Origin of the sequence: Streptomyces sp. CGMCC 4.7035 (assembly GCF_031583065.1) — a bacterium.
Classification (GTDB): Bacteria; Actinomycetota; Actinomycetes; order Streptomycetales; family Streptomycetaceae; genus Streptomyces; species Streptomyces yaanensis.
Genome location: NZ_CP134053.1, coordinates 375,038 through 392,946, shown reverse-complemented (window position 1 = coordinate 392,946; position 17,909 = coordinate 375,038). Strand labels below are relative to the sequence as shown.

Sequence of the window (17,909 nt, the reverse complement as noted above, 5' to 3'; positions counted from 1 at the left end):
AGGAAGGCCCGGATGGACGACGAGCCGCTGAGGGATTGGGCGGAACGCCGCGACGCGAAGATCGGCCGACTTCGCGCCGTGCCTGTCGTCTCCGGCGACGGCCCCAGGGCATCCCATCTGAACCCAGATGCACCCCGCGCCATCGAGCGCTGGAACGGGCACGTGTGGGAGCCGTACGGGTTCGCCTCCAACTTGGCCGAGGCCAAGGCCATCCTGTACCCAGAAGCCAGTGAGCCGCCGCCCGCAGGCCCGGTGCCGAAGCCGCTCGGCTCCGGCACCGGCAAGCACCGCAAACCCCAGACCCCCAGGTCGGAGGGCGGCGGCCAAGCGCAACGGTGATCAGGGCACGTGAAATGCTTGATACCTACCGGCGCTGTCGGTGCTGCTTTTCGGTGGGTGTCGTCGCCGCTACTGCGGTCTGGGGGTTGCGGCTCTGCTCCGTGAGGACCGTGCTTGCCATGGTCGAGCGTCGGCGGGCGGCTTCGGCGCGGCGGTTTGGTGCCGGGTTTCGGCCGGTGTGCTGGATGCGGGTGATCAGGACTCGGGCAGGTTGACGGGCGGTGGTCAGCTCGCGTTGGGCAGCGGCTTCCTTGAGGAGCTGGTGGGGTTCGTGGCCGCGGGCTTCGGCGTCGGCGAGGACGGTGGCGAGCGCAAACCAGGCCGGGTCGGCGAATATCCGTTCGGCGTGGTCGGGGACGGCTGCCCGTACGTCGCCGACCAGAACGCGACGGGCTTCCTCCCTCGGCGGCCGGGCTGCGAGTTCGGCGAGTGTCGGGGCGAGGGCGCGGTCAGCGGCCATCTGGAGGTGCCGGACGGTCTGGCGGGCGGCGTCGGCCTGGTGGGCATGGCTCTTCGCTTCGTGCCAGCGCCCAGCGACGATGGCAGCCCAGACCAGAGCTGCGACCAGAGCGGCCAGCGCGCTACCGTCAGGGCCAGTGGCGGTGCGGACGATGTCGCGTGCCGCGCTGCGCAGGGCGTGGGCGGCGCGGTCTTCCGCCCGGACCTGGGACCGCTGGGCCCGGGCGAACGCCTTCGAGGCAGCCTGGAGTTCGGCGCGCAGATTGGCGGGTGCCTTCTGGGAGGTCGCTTCGATCAGTTCACCGAGGGCGCTGACGTGGGCCTGGGCGTGGGTGTCATCGGCGAGGTCGGCGTGGAGGGTGTCGAGAGCGTCGGCGGCTTGATGCCAGGGGGTGCTGGCGCGGTTGCGGCGGGCGGTGGGGTGTTCTTCGGGCCGGCTGGATTCGAGGCGGGCGGTGATTTTGGGCAGGGAGAGGCCGGGGGCGATCTTGCCTCCGGGGTGGAAGATCTGCTCGCCGTTCTCGTTGACGTCGCCGGGTCGGCCGACCGCATACCCCAGAAGGTCGCCTGATGGGCCGCGCCGGGCCTTGACCTCGATGCCGTCGGCTTCCAGGTAGGACAGGAATTCCTCGGCGTTGGTCACGTGGGGGATGGCGGCGCGGATACGGTCCTGCAGCCACTCGGGGCTGGTCTGTTCCCAGCCGAGGCGTTCGGCCTTGTGCATCTCGGCCTGGGTGGGGCTGCGGGCGCCAGTGCGGTCGCCCTTCTTCAGCTGGCGCAGTCCGTAGTCCTTTTCGATCTCGCGGCATGCGTCGCCGACGCGGAGGCCGCTGTCGTGGAGTTTGGGGCGGCGGCCGTCTTCGCGGACGGTGGTGGCGAGGATGTGGATGTGGTCGTCGGCGTGGCGTACGGTGATCCAGCGGCAGGCGAGGTCGTCACCCGTGGGGGCGATGCCAGCCGCCTGGACGATGCGCTGGGCGATCTCGCCCCATTCGGTGTCGGAGAGGTGGCGGTCTTCGGGGGCGGCACGGACGGGGCAGTGCCAGACGTGGTCGGTGACCTTCTTGCCGAACTCGCTGTTGCGCAGCCGGACCGGTTCGTCGAGGTAGCGGGCGAGTGCAGTGAGGGTGGCGTTCTCATCGCGGCCGGGGTCGGGCATGCCGAGCATCGCGAAGCCCGCCACGATGTGCGGATCGAGGTGTTCGTCCTGGCGGCCGGGGCCGTAGAGGTAGGCGAGCAGGCCGCGGGTGTTGGACCCGGCCGGTTTGATGGCGGCGATCACGCGGGCACCTCCGTCTCCGGGTCAGCAGGCTGGCGCAGGGCTTCGGCGATCAGCTCCAGCAGGTGGTGGAGTTCGGTGAGGCGCTGGCGGATGTCGGGTGGGGTGTGATCGCTGTTGAGGGCGCGGGCGATCTGGTTAACGTTGACGCCGATCCGGTTGAGCTGGCGCAGGACCTGGGCGCGGAAGATGTGGGTGCGGCGGCGGTCCTCGGACAGGGGCAGGTTGGCGGTGAACCGGCCGGTGAGGAAGGCAAGAACGATGTCGGCGGCGAAGCCGGAGTCGCCTTTGTAGCCGTGTTCCGCGGCTGTCTGTTGAAGCTGGGTGTGCTCGTCGTCGGTGAAGCGCAGGGGGCCGACGCGGGCGACGCGCTTGGTGCCGGTGAAGCGACGGATCGTGGGCTGCACGATCTGCACGGTGGGCGCGCCGCCGACGGTCTCGGCGGCGCGGACAGGGTGGAGCACTTCGCGCTGGACGGCATGGAGAGTGTCCCGGTCGGAGCCGCCCTCGCCCCCGACCCTCTGGTCCAGCGCCCCCTGGCGCTGGACCATCTCCGCCACCCCCGGGGCGGAGACCCCCGAAGTCCGGCCCTGAGTCGGACTCGGGGTACTACTGGCTCCGCCCGGGGCAGCCCGTCCGAACGCCTGCCGCAAACGCCCCATCAGCGTAGGGGACTTCGCATGAGGCGGCGGCTCGTCGGGAGTGGGGTCGGGGCGGTACGGGGCGTGCGTCACGGGCGGTTCTCCAGAAGGGGGGCGAGGCAGGCGCGTCGGCGGCAAGGGCTGGCTGAGTGCTGGTGGTCGGCACGCAATCCACGGGTGTGGACAAGCGGGGCGTCGGCCGGGGTGACCGGAAGGGGTTCCGGTCACCCCGCAGGGATTCCGGTCAGCCGCTGTCCGGACCGGTCTCGGCGGTGGCTTCGATTTCGGGCCGGAGGATCTCCATCACCTCGGTCTGCCGCTCACTGCCGATCGTCAAGTCCCTGTCCTTGACAGCCTTCCGGAGAAGAGACCGGCTGAGTGTGCCGTGCTCAGCGAGGGCAATCCGGCCGATCTCCACGAGCTCTGCGAGTGTGGCCTTTGGCGGACGGCCACCGCGCGGCGTGCTCTCCGAAACCTCGGGCGGTGGTTCCGACGGCTGGACGGACGTAGCAGCCAGCGGGTCAGTGAGCTGTTCGGAAGGGGCGTCCGGATGGCCGACCGGACGGTCAACGAGCTGGTGGATCTGTCGCATCAGGACACCGAAGGCCAGCAGCGCGGCGGTCGGGGGAACCGCGGCGACCACGTAGTCGAGCAGGGGAACGGTGCCGGCGCTGCCCGTGCCGCTGACCCCGGCCACATTGAGCGCGATGGAGCCGACCGATCCGGTGGCCGTAAGGGCGATGGCCCATCCGTCGGTGACGCGGCGCAGGCCCGCGCGGAGCATGAGCAGTTCACCGGCGACGATGAAGGCGTCCAGGGTCGCGGGCCAGGCCCAGCGGCGGGCGGGAGAGCTGTAAAGCCCGTGCTGTCCGGCGACCTCGGCGAGGTGCGCGTACGACAGCCAGAAGCCGCCGGCGGTCAGGGCCACGATGACGGCACCTGCGGCGACGAGCGCGTACCGCTCGGCAGCCTGCTTGGTCATCATCGACCGCCCTTCGCCAGGGCGGTGGTCCCGGTAGGTGGGTGTGGAGAGGTTGGTCAAGCGGGGTCTCCTGCGGTGGTGGCGTGGTCCGTCTTTGCCGTCTTGGCCGTTGCAAGCGCAGGTCAGAGCCGGTACGGCAGGGGCGTCGGCGTTCCGTCTTGGCGGTGCCGTCGCGTCTCGGCGGCCCGCATAGGCCGTGAGGGCTGCGGCTCGATGGGCGTCGACGGATCGAATCCGTCTTCCGTCCCGGCGGCGTGCGCCGTGACCTGCGCCGATACGGCGGGGACGCCCGGGACGCCACAAGACGGATCTGGGCGGCGTCCTGGCGGGCAGCACGACGGTCATGATCGTGTTGCCGTCTTGGCCCCGGCTGCCGTCTTGCCCTCATGCCGTTTGACCTGCGCCATTACGGCAGGGACGGCAAGGACGGCAACCGGGGGCAGGGCGGGGTCTCAGCCCTCGCTGCGGGCGGGCTCGGCGTAAACCGGGTGGACGGTCGGGCAGTAACGGCGCCACGCGTCGAGGAACTTGTTGCGCGTGTAACCCTTGCGCTGGGTGCCGTCGGCGAGGCGGACGTTGCCGGACTTGATGCCGAAGTCGCGCAACATTGAGCCGAGGTCACGGGGGCTCAGCCCGCTGCGCCCCCACTCCGCCCAAGGGCTTTCCGGGTCTTGGCGCAGGTGGTGGAGGAGCTCGTCCGTGGAGAGGCTGTCGACCTCGCGCTGGGCGACGAAGACCCGGCGGATGTCGGCCAGGATCCGCGCTCCGCTGGGGTGGTCCTCCTCGGCCTGGGCCTCGTCGGTGACCATCTGCGCGCATGCCGCGCGGACGAGGCGGGGCCAGGGCCCGGCGGCGAGGTCGGCGACGATCACCAGGGGTTCCCAGGTGTCGGCGGCCCGGTCCTCCACCGGCATCTCCGGTTCCAGGTCGGCGGCCTCATCGAGAAGGGGCCTGGCCCATGCGGCGATGCGGTCGCGCAGGTCGTGGAGGGCTGGGATGTCGCGGCGGGAGCGGAAGGGCTTGACGTGCTCGCCCTCGGCCCGGCGGCGCATGCGGATGACCACGGACCGGTCCATGATCGTGTCGGGAAGGTCGCCGATCCCGGCCAGGGCGGCCATGGCGAAGGTGGCGAACTTGTGGGGCGTGTGGTCGTTGCCGACGACGCGGGTGACATAGCGGTTGCGCTGGTGACCGGCGTTGAGCAGGCCGCGCATCTCCTCGTTCTTCTCCGCCATCTTCGGGGTGCCGAAGATGGTGTCGGCCTCGTCCACGAGCAGGGTGGGCGGTTCGTCGGTAGTGATGGAGCGGAAGACCGCCGCAGGGGTGGTGTTGATGGTGAGCATCGGCTCGTGGACCGTCTCGGTGAGCACGTCCAGGAGCCGTGACTTACCGCACCGCTTCGCCGGTCCGACCACCGCCAGGCGCGGGGCGTGTTGCCACGCGGGCTGCAGGTGCGTCGCCGCCACCCACAGCGTGACCGCGTCCAGCGCCTCCGGTGAGGGCAGGATCACGAACCGGGCTATCTGTGCACGTAGTTCGTTCAACAGCTCGGAGCCGTACGTTGTCGGCTCTGGGTCCGGCACCGCCTCCTCGGCGGGCTGATCCGCCGGTATCGGGTCCGGTGCCCTGTCGTCGGCAACCGGGGCGGCTTCGGGCGCGTGGTGGCCGGGCTTGCCAGGCACCGCGACCGTCGGCCATACCGCCTTGCCGGCTGCGGAATGCGGCTCGGGTGTCGTAGGTTGCACAGGGCAGCTCCTTATCCGGCGGCTTCGGGCATGCAGGCCCGGGTCGCGCAGGTCGTTCGTTGGAATGCGGGCAGTGGAGTGTGCTGAGCCTCCGGCGTTGGCCCGCCGGGGGCTTTCTCGCTTCCTTGGCCGGGGCGAGGGACCACGGACAGTACGTCCACGCCTGGCCACAGTCCAGCGTTTCTGTGTCAGCTCAGCGCAGAAGCGTCTGCTATGGGCACACGCGGTCATGCGGCCAGGCCGAGCAGGTTCAACAGGTCTGCGGTCACGACGCGGTACGCCTTGCCCAGCCGCAGGACCTTGCACGGGTACGCGCCGCGCTTGGCCAGCTCGTAGCCCTTGCTCCGCCCCAGACCCAGCGCCCGGTTTCCAGTGTCCAGGTCAACGGCGGCGGGCAGGGCCAGCAGCTCCTCCCGCGTCATGCCCTTGGGCTGCTCGGCGCTCTCGTTGTTGCGCATCCAGTGCTCCGTTCATGACTGAGCCCTCGGCGAACGCGGCACCACGTCCGGCTCCAGGCGATCACCAACCATCATGAGCGAGCTAATGTGTTGCCATGACACAACACGGTTTCGATGCTGGAAGGGACGAGGACGACGTCCCCGAGTGGGCCGACCAGGTGATGGCCACCGTGGCCGCTGAGGTCCGTAGACGAAGGAAGGAGCTGCGCATGAGCGCCCAGGACCTGGCCGACAGATGCGAGGAGATCGGCTACCCGATCCCGCGCAACGTGATCGCCAACATGGAGTCCGGACGCCGCGCGACCCTGCCCCTGGTCGAGGTCCTCGTCCTCGCCGAAGCACTGCGGACCTACCCGATCTGCCTGCTGTACCCCGTGGGCTACGTCGACAGAGTCCAGCGCCTTCCCCTGCAGGACTCCGAACCGACCTGGGACGCCATGCGCTGGTTCACCGGCGACAGGGAGGACTTCGGCATGGAAGACGACATGCTCCGTTCCTTCCGCGCCCACGTCCGCCACCAGCGCGCCGCCCTGGCTGCTCTGAAAGGCGAGAAGCACGAGCGCTGGAAAGCCGAGACGGCACCCAACCAGGCCGAACGCGAGGAAGCCGTACTCGCCCAAGCCGACTACGCCGAACGGGTGTTGGAAGCCAAGTACCGGCTCCGCAGCGCCCGCGCCTTCATCCGCGAAGACGGCGGCACGCCACCCCTGCTGCCGCCCGAACTCGCCGACGTCGACCCGCACGTCGGCGACACCACCGAGGAGAATGATCTTTGAAGGGTTCCACCCACCGCCGCTGCTACTGCCGCGACCCCCACACCGGCAAGCCGCTCGGCAAGAAATGCCCCAAGCTCTCCAGCCGCAAGCACGGCTCGTACTCCATACGCCAGGAGCTCCCGCCCCGCGAAGACGGCACCCGCCGCTCCTTCAGCCGCGCCGGCTACGAGTCCCTCAAGGCGGCCCAGGCCGACCTCGACCACGTGCGCGCCCTGCTCGGCCTCGCCGACACCGACGACCCCGAGGGCATGGCGCTGATCGCCGCCATGCTGGAGGAGGTCGGCGACGAGAAGTCGCCGCTGCCGGATGTCGAGGAGACCCGGCGGCGCCTGAAGTCCGGTCAGGACCTGATCGGCCGCCTGACCGTCAGTGAGTGGCTCGACCGATGGCTCGACGGCAAGCGCATCCGCAAGTCGGGACTCAACCGCTACGAGACCGATATCCGCTTCCACTTGAAGCCCCGGATCGGCCACCACCGCCTCGACCGCCTGCGCGTGAGCCACCTCAGCGACATGTTCACGGCCATCGCCGACGCCAACGCCGAGATCCTGGAGCAAAACGCCCAGCGCCGGGCCGCAGTCGAGGAGCTGGCCACCGTGCCGTGGAAGGGCACGGACAACCGCGCCCGCCGCAAGGCGATGAAGACGGCGATCGACGCCATGCCCCCGTTCCGGCGTGTGACCGGCCCGGCCACGCGGCTGCGCATCAAGGCCACGCTGCGGGCCGCGCTGAACGACGCGATCGGCCAGCAGATCCTCACCTTCAACCCGGCCGCGCACGTCGAACTCGACCCCGTGCGCAAGCCAAAGGCTCTGGTGTGGACGGACGCGCGGGTCGCCAAGTGGGAGCAGACGGGCGAGAAGCCCTCGCCCGTGATGGTCTGGACGCCCGAACAGACCGGCACATTCCTCGACTTCGTCGCGGACGACCGGCTGTACGCGATGTGGCACCTGATCGCCTTCCGCGGCCTGCGGCGGGGCGAGGCATGCGGGCAGCCCTGGTCGGAGACCAACCTCGATGACCACTCCCTGACCGTCTCCGCCCAGCTCGTCCAGGACGGGTGGGAGGTCGAGACCTCCGAGCCCAAGACGGACAGCGGCTTCCGCGTGGTCGCGCTCGACGACGACACCGTCAGCGTCCTGAAGCGACACCGCGAACAGCAGGACGCGGACCGCGAGGAGTGGGGATCAGCCTGGGTCGAGACAGGCATGGTCTTCACCCAGGAAGACGCCTCCTGGCTCCATCCGGGCAAGGTGACCGACCTCTTCGAGCGCCTCGTCGCCGCCTCCGGGCTCCCGCCGATCCGGCTGCACGACCTCCGCCACGGCGCGGCCACGCTCATGCTCGCCGCCGGCATCGACGTGAAGATCGTGTCGGACACGCTCGGGCACAGCGACACCCGGATCACGCGGGACATTTACCAGAGCGTCCTGCCGCAGGTCGGCAAGAACGCGGCCGAGGCCACCGCCAAGCTGGTCCCGCTTCAGCGGAAGACCGCGGCGGAGGAGGCCCGTAAGGCCGCCAAGAAGGCCAAGGACAAGGCGAAAGCCGAGGCCAGGGCCAAGAAGAAGGACAAGCGGAAGAAGCCCAGGAAGTAGGGCACCGGCCCGCTCCGCTCACGCATCGCTCACGCAAGCCATCTCGCGGCTCCCCGGCCGTGTGACGCGTCATGCCCCGAGCAACACAAAAGGCCAGGTCACGGGCTATGTGACCTGGCCTTTGCCGGAGCCGCCTTCGGGATTCGAACCCGAGACCTACGCATTACGAGTGCGTTGCTCTGGCCATCTGAGCTAAGGCGGCACGCTGTCCGCACTATGGTGCGATCAGCAACGTCGGTAAGTCTACACAGATTCCGGGGGTGCTCTGACCACACCCCGGAAGCGGTGCCTCCGGGGTGTGCCGCAGCACCTACGAGCAGCGCTTTCCCTCCGCCGGCGGGGTGCCCCGGAGCAGGTACTCGTTGATCGCCGAGTCGATGCACTTGCTGCCGCGGCCGTACGCCGTGTGGCCGTCGCCGTCGAAGGTGAGGAGCCTGCCGGAGGAGAGTTGGGAGGCGAGAGCCCGCGCCCAGCGGTACGGGGTCGCCGGGTCGCGGGTCGTACCCACCACCACGATGGGCACCGCCCCCTTCGCCTCGATGCGGTGCGGCTGCCCGGTCGCCTTCACCGGCCAGTACCCGCAGTTCAGCGAGGCCCAGGCCAACCCCTCTCCGAACACCGGCGACGCCTTCTCGAACGCCGGGAGCGCCTTCTCCACCTGCTCCGGGGACGCGAACGCCGGCGGCAGGTCCAGACAGTTCACGGCCGCGTTGGCGAACATCAGGTTCGAGTACTTGCCGCCCCCCTCCCGCTCGTAATAGCTGTCCGACAGGGCGAGCAGCCCGGCGCCGTCCTTGTGCCGCATCGCCGAGGTCAGCGCCTCACGCAGCTGGGGCCAGGACGACTGGTCGTACATCGCCGCGATCACCCCGGTCGTGGCCAGGGCCTCACCGAGCTTGCGGCCGTCCGCGTCGCCCGTCGGGATGGGGGACGCGTCCAGCTTCTTGAAGAACGCCTTCAGGTTGTCGCCGACCTTCGCCGGCGAGGTGCCCCGGCCGCCTAGCGGGCAGTCCGACTGCCGGACGCAGTCCTTCGCGAAGGACTGGAACGCCGTCTCGAAGCCCGACGTCTGGTCCTCATTGAGCTTGAGGGCGGACAGGGACGGGTCCATCGCACCGTCCAGCACCATCCGGCCGACCCGGTCCGGGAACAGCCCCGCATACGTCGCCCCGAGGAACGTCCCGTAGGACGCACCCACGTAATTCAGCTTCCGGTCGCCCAGCGCCGCGCGGAGGATGTCCATGTCACGGGCCGCCTCCACCGTGGAGACATGGCGCAGCAGGTCGGGCGAGCGCTTTCCGCAGCCTTCCGCGAACTCTTTGTAGGCGTCGACCAGTTGGTTCGTCTCCTTCTGGTCGTCGGGGGTCGTGTCGGCCTGCGTGTACGCGTCCATCTGGCGGCCGGTGAGGCATTCGATGGGCTCGCTGCGGGCCACGCCGCGCGGGTCGACGGCGACCATGTCGTAGCGGGCGCGGACCTCCGCCGGGTAGCCGACACCCGCGTACTGCTGCAGGTAGCCGATCGCCGAGCCGCCCGGCCCGCCCGGGTTCACGAGCAGCGAGCCGAGGGGCTTGCCCCGGCCCGTGGCCTTCTTGCGGGCGACGGCCAGCTTGACGTCGCCCGAGGCCGGCTTGGCGTAGTCGCGCGGTGCCTTCATCGTGGCGCACTCGAAGCCGGCGACACCGCAGCTGCGCCAGGTCAGCTTCTGCGCGTAGTACGGGGCCAGCGCCGACGGTGTGGAGTGGGGCAGTGCGGGCAGCACCGTGTCCGCGGTCGCCGTCGTCGAACCCCCGGAGGAGCAGGCCGAGACGAACAGCGCGGCGGTGGCGAGCAGCGTGCCGCCCATGCGCATCACATGGGGCGGACGCAGGAAGCGGGGGGTGCGCGGTGGACGAGGACGGCGGGGGCGGTGGGACGGTCCGGGAGGGCGCCTGGTGTACATCCCGTGAGCGTAACCCTGCGCGACGGATCGCTCACTATCAGTGGCGCATGCGCCTCGTACGAGTGAGTCGGTCAATCCATCGCGAGTCGCTTCCCTCTCAAGAGGGCGCTCCGTCCCCATGGCGCACCTCGTCAGCCCGCCCGCAATGCCATCGTCATCGCCTCCACCGCCAGTAGCGGAGCCACATTGCGGTCCAGGGCGTCCCGGCAGGCGGCGATCGCCTCGATGCGGCGGAGCGTGGACTCGGGCGCACTGCCCCGGGCCAGGCGCTCCAGGGCGTCCTCCACGTCCGTATTGGCGAGGGCGACACGGGAACCGAGCTGGAGGGCGAGGACGTCGCGGTAGAACCCCGTGAGATCGGTGAGGGCCAGGTCCAGGCTGTCGCGCTGCGTGCGCGTTCTCCGGCGCTTCTGCTTGTCCTCCAGATCCTTCATGACGCCCGCGGTGCCGCGCGGCATCCGGCCACCCTGCACCGCGCCGAGCGCCGCCTTCAGCTCCTCCGTCTCCTTGGTGTCCAGCTCCTCCGCGAGCTGCTTGGAGTCCTCCGTGGCCGCGTCGACCAGCTCCTGGGCGGCGCGGAGACAGCCACCGATGTCGTCGACGCGGAGCGGCAGTTTCAGCACGGCGGCCCGGCGTGCACGGGCCCGCTCGTCCGTGGCCAGACGGCGGGCGCGGTCGACGTGGCCCTGGGTGGCGCGGGCGGCGGCGGCCGCGACCTCCGGCTCGATGCCGTCGCGCCGCACGAGCATGTCCGCCACCGCCTCCACGGAGGGCGTGCGCAGGTTCAGGTGGCGGCAACGGGAGCGGATCGTCGGCAGGACGTCCTCCAGGGAGGGGGCGCACAGCAGCCACACCGTACGAGGAGCGGGCTCCTCCACCGCCTTCAGGACCGCGTTGGCCGACTTCTCGTTCAGCCGCTCGGCGTCCTCGACGAGGATCACCTGCCAGCGGCCGTTCGCCGGGGATGTGAACGACTTGCGGACGGTGTCGCGCATGTCGTCGGCGAGGATCTGCGTGCCCACGGCGGCGACCGTGGTCACGTCCGCGTGCGTGCCGATCAGCGCCGTGTGACAGCCGTCGCAGAAGCCGCAGCCCGGGGCACCGCCGAGTGCGCGGTCGGGGCTCACGCACTGGAGCGCCGCGGCGAACGCGCGCGCCGCCTGCGTACGCCCCGCACCGGGCGGGCCCGTGAACAACCAGGCGTGCGTCATCTTCGACGCCTCGGGCGGCGGGGCGCCGACGGCGGCCGCGGTGACCAGGGCGTCGGCGTCACGGGCAGCCGCGCCGAGCTGCTCGCTCACCTTCTCCTGACCCACCAGGTCGTCCCACACCGTCACGGGACCCCGCCCTTCCGTCGTACTTCGCCCTACCGCCATCCATTGTGCGGCTCACCACTGACAACGGCGCGGGACCAGGGGATGGACCGAATCCTCGGCGGCACCTGGCAGACCCGGCGCCACCGCCCGTCTCAGCGGCGCCGCCCGCGTCCCCGGCCGTCGTCCCAGTCCTCGTCGTCGCGCGGGCCGAGCAGTTCGTCCGCCAGCGTCGGGAGGTCGTCCAGCGGGGTCTCCTCCGCCCAGTCCGGACGGGGCCGACGCTGGGGGCGCCCGTCGGCGTCCATCTGCGGCAGCTCGCGCGTGCGCTCCTCGGCCCCGTCGGGCCGCGGCGCCGGGTTCTCGTCGCGGAAGAAGCCCGGTGGCACCCGGTCCGTGGGATCACCGGCACCGCCGTCCCGTACGGGCGGCAGCACCGCCGTCTCATCGGCAGCACCCGGCACCGACGGCAGCACCGCCGTCTCGTCGGCCGCTCCCTGCGGCTCCGGCGGTCTCGGCAGCTCTGCTGTGATCTCCGTGTCCGGCTCCCCCGCCCGCACCGGCGGCAGGACGGCGGTCTCGTCCACCGGCCCGGCCGGCGCCTTCGACAGCGACACCAGCGGCGGCTTCGACATGGACACCAGCGGCGTGGGAACAGTGATCTCGTTGTCCGGTGAGGAGCTGGACGAGGAACTCGGCGAGGAGCCCGACAAGGACGCGTCCCCGGCCCCACCGGAACCAGACGCTCCCGCACCGGAACCGGCCGGACCCGAGGCCGCCACCGCGGCCGAAGCCGCCGCCTGGGCCGCGGCCCGGCGAGCCTCCTCCGCCCGCAGCAGCGCGTCCTCGGCCTTCCGCTGCTTCTCCAGGCGGCGCGCCTCGGCCTCGGCCCGCAGCCGGGCCTCCTCCTCGGCCTCCTTGCGCCGCCGCTCCTCCTCGGCCCTCCTGCGCGCCTCCTCGGCCGCCCGCGCCTGTTCCTCCGCGAGAAGCCGCGCCCGCTCCTCCTCGGCGCGCCTACGGGCTTCCTCGGCCCGCTGCCGGGCCTCCTCCGCCTGCCGCTCGGCCTCGCGGCGCTGGGCCTCCTCCAGCTCGCGCCGCTTGCGCTCCTCCTCCTCGGCCCGGAGCCTGGCGAGCTGCTCCTGGCGCTCGCGCTCCAGCCGCTCCTCCTCGGCCTTGCGCGCGGCCTCTTCCTCGGCCTTGCGCCGGGCCTCCTCCTCGGCCTTCCTGCGCGCCTCCTCCTGGGCCTTCACCTCGGCCTCGGACAGCGGCAGCACCTGGTCGAGCCGGTGCCGGATCACGGTCGTGACCGCCTCGGGCTCCTGCCCGGCGTCCACGATCAGATAGCGCCCGGGGTCGGCGGCGGCCAGCGTGAGGAAACCGGACCGCACGCGCGCGTGGAACTCCGCCGGCTCCGACTCCAGCCGGTCCGGCGCCTCGGTGAACCGTTCGCGCGCGGTCTCCGGCGCGACGTCCAGCAGGACGGTCAGATGGGGGACGAGTCCGTTGGTCGCCCACCGGTTGATCCGGGCGATCTCGGTCGGGGACAGATCACGGCCCGCCCCCTGGTAGGCCACCGACGAGTCGATGTACCGGTCCGAGATCACGACCGCGCCCCGCTCCAGGGCCGGCCGTACGACCGTGTCGACGTGCTCCGCGCGGTCCGCCGCGTACAGCAGCGCCTCCGCGCGGTGGGACAGGCCGGCGCTGGAGACGTCCAGCAGGATGGACCTCAGCCGCTTGCCGACCGGCGTCGCGCCGGGCTCGCGGGTCAGCACGACCTCGTGCCCCTTGGCGCGGATCCACTCGGCGAGCGCCTCCGCCTGGGTGGACTTGCCGGCGCCGTCGCCGCCCTCCAGGGCGATGAAGAAACCGGAGGCGGCGGGTACCTGCACCGGGTCGTCGCCGCCGCGCAGCGCGTCGCGCAGGTCGTGCCGCAGCGGCACCCCCGAGCGGTCGTCGGCCTTGGCGAGAACCAGAGCGGCGACCGGCAGCAGCAGCGCGCCGACCAGCATCAGGGTGAAGGCGGCGCCCCCGTGTGCGAACACGAACTTGCCGTTCTCCAGCCGGTGCGGCCCGATGCCCCCGGCCACCACGGGTGCCAGCAGCGCGCCCAGGGCGACGAAGACCCGTACGACCGCGTGCAGGTGCTCGGTCGTCCGCGCCCGCCGGTGTTCCTCGGCCTCCTGGTCGAGCAGCGTGTGTCCGGTGTTCGCGGCGACGCCCGCGCCGACACCCGCGAGCGCCACGATCAGCAGCACGCTGGTGAGGTCCGGAACGAGCCCCCCGGCGAGCAGCGCGACCCCGGTGAAGGCGATCGCCAGCGCGAGCAGCCGGCGCCGCGACAGCGACGGGAGCATGCCGGGCGCCGTACGGATGCCGACGCCCGTGCCGCCGGTCAGCGCGAGGACCAGCAGGCCGTACGTCACCGGGCCGCCGCCCAGGTCCTTGGCCTGGAGCACGGAGACGGCGACGGCGGCCGAGACCGCCCCGGCGACGGCCGCGCAGGCGAGCACCAGAAGCGGGATCGCGCCCGTACGGCCCTTCTCTACGCCCGAACCCGTGCTGGGGCGGCGCAGGCCCTCCAGCGGCGACCGCGCGCGCGGGGTGCGGGTGTCGGGCAGTTCGAGCGAGGTGACCACCGACAGGGAGGCGGCGAACAGTCCGGCCGCGACGTACGAGGCGAGGGCCACCTGGTGCTGGGCGAACCAGGCGATGCCCGCGCCCAGCAGGTTGTTCAGCAGCGACACGACGACGAGCCCGGCGGCGGCCAGCGGCACCGCCACGAAGCCCGTACGCAGCGACAGGCGCCGCAGTGCGTCCATGTGGTCCGGCAGCGGACGCACCGTCGCGCCCTCCGGCGGCGGCGCGGGCAGCAGAGCGGGCGCCGCGCTCTCACGGCACACCGTCCAGAAGCGCTCGGCGACGCCGGTCACGAAGGTGGTCACCAGCAGGACCGCGAGCGCGTCGCCCGGAGTCCAGTCGATCCACAGGGGGGCGACGATCAGCAGCGCGGCCCGCACTCCGTCCGCGCCCGCCATGGTCCAGCGGCGGTCGAGCGGCCCCTCCGGGGACGTCAGCGCGGTGAGCGGGCCGAGCAGGACGGCCCCGAAGAGCAGGGTGGCGAGGATCCGCGCACCGAAGACGGTCGCGATCGCGAACGCCACACCCCGGTAGCCGCCGCCGAAGGAGCTGTTGGTGATGGCCGCCTGGAGGACCAGCACGACCAGGACGAGCAGGGCGAGGGCATCCCCGATCCCGCCCACGAGCTGGGCGCTCCACAGCCGCTTGAGCTGCGGTCGGCGCAGCAGGGCGTGGACGGCGCGCTCGCGGGAATCCGCGACCAGGGCGTCGTCAGGGTCAAGGGGATGGGCCGTTGGCTGCTCGGCTCGCGTCATGCGTTCAGCCTATCGGGAGCCACCGACAGCCCGGGGCGACCGTCCGAACGTGCGCACGCCCCGACACCAAAGTGTTGCCGGGGCGTGCGTTTCGCGAACCAGACGTGAAGAACCGTGGCGAGAAATCTCCTCCGGCTCAGTCCTCGGCGGCGGCCTTGGACGCCGTCGTCTTCTTGGCGGTGGTCTTCTTGGCCGTGGTCTTCTTCGCGGCGGTCGTCTTCGCGGCGGTCGTCTTGGCGGCCGTCTTCTTCGCCGTCGTCGACGCCGTCTTCTTGGCCGGTGCCTTCTTGGCGGCGGCCTTCTTCGCCGTCTTCTTGGCGGGCGCCTTGGCGCGCTTCTCCGCGAGCAGTTCGAAACCGCGCTCCGGGGTGATCGCCTCGACGCTGTCGCCGGAGCGCAGGGTCGCGTTGGTCTCACCGTCGGTGACGTACGGCCCGAAGCGCCCGTCCTTGACGACGACCGGCTTCCCGCTGACCGGGTCCGCGCCCAGTTCCTTCAGCGGCGGCTTGGCGGCCGCGCGGCCACGCTGCTTGGGCTGGGCGTAGATCGCCTGCGCCTCCTCCAGCGTGATCGTGAAGATCTGGTCCTCGGACTGCAGCGACCGCGAGTCCGTGCCCTTCTTCAGGTACGGCCCGTAACGGCCGTTCTGCGCGGTGATCTCCACGCCTTCCGCGTCCGTGCCGACGATCCGCGGCAGGGACATCAGCCGGAGCGCGTCCTCAAGGGTCACCGTGTCCAGGGACATCGACTTGAAGAGAGAGGCCGTACGCGGCTTGACGGCGTTCTTGCCGGTTTTCGGGGTGCCCTCGGGGAGCACCTCGGTGACGTACGGGCCGTAACGGCCGTCCTTGGCGACGATCGGGTGGTGCGGCGGCTCCGGGTCGGTCCCGAGCACGCGCTCGCCGCTCGGCTTGGCCAGCAGCTCCTCGGCCAGCTCGACCGTCAGCTCGTCGGGCGCCAGGTCCTCCGGGACATCCTTGGACTGGTACTGCTCGGTGCCCTTCTCGCCGCGCTCGACGTAGGGGCCGAAGCGGCCGACCCGCAGCACGATGTCGTTGCCGACGGGGAACGACGACACCTCGCGCGCGTCGATCGCGCCCAGGTCGGTCACCAGCTCCTTGAGACCGCCGAGGTGGTCCCCGTCGCCGTTGCCGGCGTCGGCCGCGTCACCGTTGCTGGTGCCCTCGCCGAAGTAGAACCGCTTCAGCCACGGCACGGCCTGCGCCTCGCCGCGCGCGATGCGGTCGAGGTCGTCCTCCATCTTGGCGGTGAAGTCGTAGTCGACGAGCCGCCCGAAGTGCTTCTCCAGGAGGTTGACCACGGCGAAGGACAGGAAGGACGGCACGAGGGCCGTGCCCTTCTTGAACACGTATCCGCGGTCGAGGATCGTGCCGATGATCGACGCGTACGTCGACGGGCGGCCGATCTCGCGCTCTTCCAGCTCCTTGACCAGCGAGGCCTCGGTGTAGCGGGCCGGGGGCTTGGTCGAGTGGCCGTCGGCGGTGATCTCCTCGGCGCTCAGGGCGTCGCCCTCGGTGACCTGCGGCAGCCGGCGCTCGCGGTCGTCGAGCTCGGCGTTCGGGTCGTCGGCGCCCTCGACGTACGCCTTCAGGAAGCCGTGGAAGGTGATCGTCTTGCCGGACGCGCTGAACTCGGCGTCCCGACCGTCGGCTGCCGTGCCGCCGATCCGGACCGTGACCGAGTTACCGGTCGCGTCCTTCATCTGGGAGGCGACGGTCCGCTTCCAGATCAGCTCGTAGAGCTTGAACTGGTCACCGGTCAGGCCCGTCTCCGCCGGGGTGCGGAAACGATCACCTGAGGGCCGGATCGCCTCGTGCGCCTCCTGCGCGTTCTTGACCTTGGCGGCGTACGTCCGCGGCTGCTGCGGCAGGTAGTCGGCACCGTACAGCTGCGTGACCTGGGCGCGGGCGGCGGCGATCGCCGTGTCCGACAGCGTCGTGGAGTCCGTACGCATGTACGTGATGAAGCCGTTCTCGTACAGCTTCTGCGCGACCTGCATCGTGGCCTTCGCGCCGAAGCCGAGCTTGCGGCTGGCCTCCTGCTGCAGCGTCGTCGTACGGAACGGCGCGTACGGCGAGCGGCGGTACGGCTTGGACTCGACCGAGCGGACCGAGAACCGCGTGTTCTCCAGGGCTGCGGCCAGCGCACGGGCGTTCGCCTCGTCCAGGTGGAGGGTGTTCGCGCTCTTCAGCTGCCCGAGCGAGTCGAAGTCGCGGCCCTGCGCGACGCGCTTGCCGTCGACGGTCGCGAGCCGTGCCACCAGGGTCGACGGGTCGGACTGGTCGCCGACGCGGCCGGTGCCGAAGGTGCCGGTCAGGTCCCAGTACTCGGCGGAGCGGAACGCCATGCGCTCGCGCTCCCGCTCCACGACGAGGCGGGTCGCCACGGACTGGACGCGGCCCGCCGACAGGCGCGGCATGACCTTCTTCCACAGGACCGGCGAGACCTCGTAGCCGTAGAGGCGGTCGAGGATGCGGCGGGTCTCCTGGGCGTCGACGAGCTTCTGGTTCAGCTCGCGCGGATTACGCACGGCCTGCTGGATCGCGTCCTTGGTGATCTCGTGGAACACCATCCGCTTGACCGGGACCTTGGGCTTCAGCACCTCCTGGAGGTGCCACGCGATGGCCTCGCCCTCGCGGTCCTCATCGGTGGCGAGGAAGAGCTCGTCGGACTCACGCAGCAGGTCCTTGAGCTTCTTGACCTGCGCCTTTTTGTCGGCATTGACGACATAGATCGGCTGGAAGTCGTGCTCGACGTCCACGCCGAGGCGGCGCACCTCGCCGGTGTACTTCTCGGGGACCTCCGCGGCCCCGTTCGGAAGGTCACGGATGTGCCCGACGCTCGCCTCGACGGTGTAGCCGGGGCCGAGATAGCCCTTGATCGTCTTCGCCTTGGCAGGCGACTCGACGATGACGAGTCGGCGGCCGCCCTGTGCGGTCTCGCTGGTCGGGGACAACTTCG

General features: G+C 71.1%; 12 protein-coding genes and 1 tRNA gene. 3 read left to right on the top strand and 10 right to left on the bottom strand.

Annotated features, from left to right (window positions below):
• Positions 1-12 precede the first annotated feature (12 nt).
• A complete protein-coding gene (locus Q2K21_RS01670) occupies positions 13-339 on the top strand; it encodes a DUF6087 family protein (protein ID WP_310763268.1) in 327 nt (108 codons plus the stop codon).
• A gap of 25 nt (positions 340-364) precedes the next feature.
• On the opposite strand, the gene Q2K21_RS01665 is transcribed toward Q2K21_RS01670, so the two are convergent.
• The 5 genes from Q2K21_RS01665 to Q2K21_RS01645 all read right to left on the bottom strand — a co-directional run bounded on the left by Q2K21_RS01665 (position 365) and on the right by Q2K21_RS01645 (position 5,903).
• Entirely contained in the window at positions 365-2,080 is a 1,716-nt protein-coding gene (locus Q2K21_RS01665) for a relaxase/mobilization nuclease domain-containing protein (protein ID WP_310763267.1), read from the bottom strand.
• On the bottom strand, positions 2,077-2,637 hold the full coding sequence (locus tag Q2K21_RS01660; RefSeq protein WP_310763266.1) for a MobC family plasmid mobilization relaxosome protein: 561 nt from the start codon (positions 2,635-2,637) through the stop codon (positions 2,077-2,079). The genes Q2K21_RS01665 and Q2K21_RS01660 overlap by 4 nt, the downstream gene beginning before the upstream one ends.
• Positions 2,638-2,962: 325 nt before the next feature.
• Entirely contained in the window at positions 2,963-3,760 is a 798-nt protein-coding gene (locus tag Q2K21_RS01655) for a DUF2637 domain-containing protein (protein WP_310763265.1), read from the bottom strand.
• A 392-nt stretch (positions 3,761-4,152) separates the two neighbouring features.
• Positions 4,153-5,445 (bottom strand): DUF3631 domain-containing protein, encoded by a 1,293-nt coding sequence (locus tag Q2K21_RS01650; protein WP_310763264.1) that lies wholly within the window; start codon positions 5,443-5,445, stop codon positions 4,153-4,155.
• 227 nt (positions 5,446-5,672) lie between these two features.
• Entirely contained in the window at positions 5,673-5,903 is a 231-nt protein-coding gene (locus tag Q2K21_RS01645) for a hypothetical protein (protein ID WP_310763263.1), read from the bottom strand.
• 95 nt (positions 5,904-5,998) lie between these two features.
• On the opposite strand from Q2K21_RS01645, the gene Q2K21_RS01640 reads away from it, so the two are divergent.
• Together Q2K21_RS01640 and Q2K21_RS01635 are read left to right on the top strand one after the other, a co-directional pair.
• A complete protein-coding gene (locus Q2K21_RS01640; RefSeq protein WP_310763262.1) occupies positions 5,999-6,679 on the top strand; it encodes a helix-turn-helix domain-containing protein in 681 nt (226 codons plus the stop codon).
• Entirely contained in the window at positions 6,676-8,277 is a 1,602-nt protein-coding gene (locus Q2K21_RS01635; protein WP_310763260.1) for a tyrosine-type recombinase/integrase, read from the top strand. The genes Q2K21_RS01640 and Q2K21_RS01635 overlap by 4 nt, the downstream gene beginning before the upstream one ends.
• 128 nt (positions 8,278-8,405) lie before the next feature.
• Here the strand turns inward: Q2K21_RS01635 and Q2K21_RS01630 are convergent.
• The 5 genes from Q2K21_RS01630 to topA all read right to left on the bottom strand — a co-directional run bounded on the left by Q2K21_RS01630 (position 8,406) and on the right by topA (position 17,904).
• Positions 8,406-8,479: transfer RNA gene (locus Q2K21_RS01630), tRNA-Thr, on the bottom strand.
• A 108-nt stretch (positions 8,480-8,587) separates the two neighbouring features.
• Entirely contained in the window at positions 8,588-10,219 is a 1,632-nt protein-coding gene (locus tag Q2K21_RS01625) for an alpha/beta hydrolase (protein WP_386275939.1), read from the bottom strand.
• A gap of 131 nt (positions 10,220-10,350) precedes the next feature.
• Complete coding sequence (locus tag Q2K21_RS01620; RefSeq protein WP_310763259.1) at positions 10,351-11,556, bottom strand: DNA polymerase III subunit delta'; 1,206 nt, start codon at positions 11,554-11,556, stop codon at positions 10,351-10,353.
• A 131-nt stretch (positions 11,557-11,687) separates the two neighbouring features.
• On the bottom strand, positions 11,688-14,927 hold the full coding sequence (gene tmk / locus Q2K21_RS01615; RefSeq protein WP_310763258.1) for a dTMP kinase: 3,240 nt from the start codon (positions 14,925-14,927) through the stop codon (positions 11,688-11,690).
• Between the two features lie 136 nt (positions 14,928-15,063).
• The gene (topA, locus tag Q2K21_RS01610; RefSeq protein ID WP_310763257.1) at positions 15,064-17,904 is read right to left on the bottom strand and encodes a type I DNA topoisomerase; all 2,841 of its coding nucleotides are present in this window, start codon (positions 17,902-17,904) and stop codon (positions 15,064-15,066) included.
• Positions 17,905-17,909 lie beyond the last annotated feature (5 nt).